Source organism: Gilliamella intestini (assembly GCF_900094935.1).
In the GTDB taxonomy this organism is placed as follows: domain Bacteria; phylum Pseudomonadota; class Gammaproteobacteria; order Enterobacterales; family Orbaceae; genus Gilliamella; species Gilliamella intestini.
This window is the reverse complement of record NZ_FMBA01000091.1, coordinates 1-2,292: the sequence shown is the minus strand read 5'-3', so window position 1 is coordinate 2,292 and position 2,292 is coordinate 1. Positions and strand designations below refer to the sequence as shown.

Here is a 2,292-nt window from a genome sequence, read left to right as displayed (position 1 = left end):
GAATTATTATAACTCACATCATGCCGTCTAAAAAATAATCACGAAAGATCAACACGCCCTAAAAGCCAGCTCGAAAAAAAGGTTCAAATGGAGTTTATGGTAGTAGCTGATGATATAGCCTCAATGAATAAAATGATTGATGAGTTGAAAAAAGGCGGCAATTTAAAAGAAACCACCCTTGCCAAAGCCAAAAAGGTATTAGGCGCTGAAATTAAGCATGCCCACCAATTTAGTGGCGAGCTAACCCTAGATAAACTTGAAATAGCAATAGAGAAAATCAATAACCGACGAGTCACGTTTGATGCCTCAAAAGGGATTTTGATGAATGGGGTAATGATATTTTTACAAGGTCACCTATTCAGTCAAAATAGGCAAGCACTCGAGGCTGAAGGGCGTGACATGCGGCAAGATGTGAAAGAGGAAATTCTTAATGACATGGTAAAGACTGGTGTAATTATGTCGTTAATGTCGGCCGAAGTAATGGCTCACACGATTAAAATAGTCGGTAATGTATTACCCAAAACCAATATCTTTACCACCATGATACCGGGTTGTGAGAAATTTATCAAAGTCACTGGGTCAACGCTGGCGCTTATTACGATATTAGATGGGGTCATGGATATTTATAAAGGGGGTGGTTATGTGAAAAATGGTGATACTTTAGATGGATTTTTAGTAGGTGCTGGTGGTTCATTAATACTTTTATCAGGAATTATAAATTTTGTTGGAGCTTTAGGTATTGCTGTTATTCCTTTATCATTAGCTTTAGTTGCTATAGCTATTGCCGTTATTGGCGTAATTTTAGTGTATATGGGCTCAGAAGCCGAGCGTTGGTCGCCCATGGAAGTGTGGTTTAACCGTTGCTATTTTGGTATGCAAAAACATCCAGAAAAAGGGCAACCTTACCCTCTTACCGCCGTTGGCACCAGTGCCGCGTTAAATGACTATTTTGCCTATATTTCAGGTGTTTATTTGGCTTTAAATTATGATTCTATGGATTTAGAACTTTTTGCTGATTACTTTATGTACAGTCAGAATGATCTTGATATATTAGATTATACGGGGGGGCTGCATGTGCATATTAAATTACCCAATTTCGATGCGCACAGCCGTTATACCTGTATGGTCTATCTAACAGATTCTGAAGGGCAATCGGCTAAGGTCAAAATTGAAAAAGGTAAAGACGATAAAAATCTGAATGTTACGGTATCACCCAATCAATGTAATTATGACTTAGTGCGCTGGGTTGCTTCTAAAGATTATCCTATCAAATCAAATATAAATGGTACTGTGGTGATAGATCAAAAAATTGCTGAATTATTTTTTAAAGCCAAAAAAGTGATTGGCATATTACATTACTGGCAAGGTAAAGACGCCAAATCGCCCCTACGAGTGGAACATATTATCAATTAAAAAAGGAGAACGTAATAATGCCATCTAAATATCAACCACAAGTTTCCGCATGGCGCGACGATTTGCCTAAAGGGGTATATACAACAAAATTACATTTAAGTAATAATAAAAAATTACGTTATGCTAATGATGATTATTGTGAGCTTTCTCGGCGCTTCACAGGGATGGGAAGCTTATTAATTAGATTGATTGTTATTATTCTTTTCTTTATATGTGTATTGATAGCAAATTCTGGATTAGTTGCTGTACTTTTTGCTATATTTTATTTTGATACCTATAAAGCACTATTTATTTTTTTATTTTTTGTGTTTTTAATGTGCAGTCAAATATTTATTCAATTTTTTCTTACTTTTTTATTCTGTCCTGAAGATTGTCCTGTTCGCTTTAACCGTAAAACAGGTAAGGTTTATATTTATGACCATTTTCTGTTATATTGTGGTTCATGGGCTACCTTTACTCGCTCGCCCTTTAGAGCCAAAGAGATCAGTGTTAAAGAGTTTAATTGGGCAGATATCCAAGGATGTATGACCTCAGTATCAGTTCCTATTGCTAGTGGCGGAATGGTTAGAAGCTACCGTCTAGAATGTGTGGTATGCGAACCTGATACCACTAAAGTGATTGACCACTTTCTGTTGGCGGGCAGTACCAGTTTAGGTTATAACGAATGGATGTGGATAAATAACTATATGGCCTTTTCGGATAATAATTTGGATAGGGAGTTGATGCCAGAAGAAGCGTTCACATGGCCCATCAAAGTCAACTGGCCAGAAGAAATCGACAAAAAATCCAAAGCCAGTTCGCTTGAAGAATATCAACAAATAGATGCCGAGTATAAAAAGTTAGGAAATAAATAATGCCATCCAAATATCAACCGCAAGT

The 2,292-nt window shown here is 36.8% G+C and carries 2 protein-coding genes; both read left to right on the top strand.

What is annotated here, in order from left to right:
- Positions 1–87: 87 nt before the first annotated feature.
- Positions 88–1,413 carry a hypothetical protein gene (locus GA0061080_RS12100; protein WP_141683172.1) on the top strand — a complete coding sequence of 442 codons (1,326 nt, stop codon included), beginning with the start codon at positions 88–90 and terminating at the stop codon, positions 1,411–1,413.
- Positions 1,414–1,430: 17 nt separating this feature from the next.
- Positions 1,431–2,267, top strand: coding sequence for a DUF6708 domain-containing protein (locus tag GA0061080_RS12095; protein WP_091126161.1), 837 nt, complete (start codon positions 1,431–1,433; stop codon positions 2,265–2,267).
- Positions 2,268–2,292: the final 25 nt, after the last annotated feature.

Coding starts and splice junctions, on each gene's coding strand:
- GA0061080_RS12100 (WP_141683172.1), top strand. CDS start 88: ATGGAGTTTATGGTAGTAGCTGATGATATAGCCTCAATGAATAAAATG.
- GA0061080_RS12095 (WP_091126161.1), top strand. CDS start 1,431: ATGCCATCTAAATATCAACCACAAGTTTCCGCATGGCGCGACGATTTG.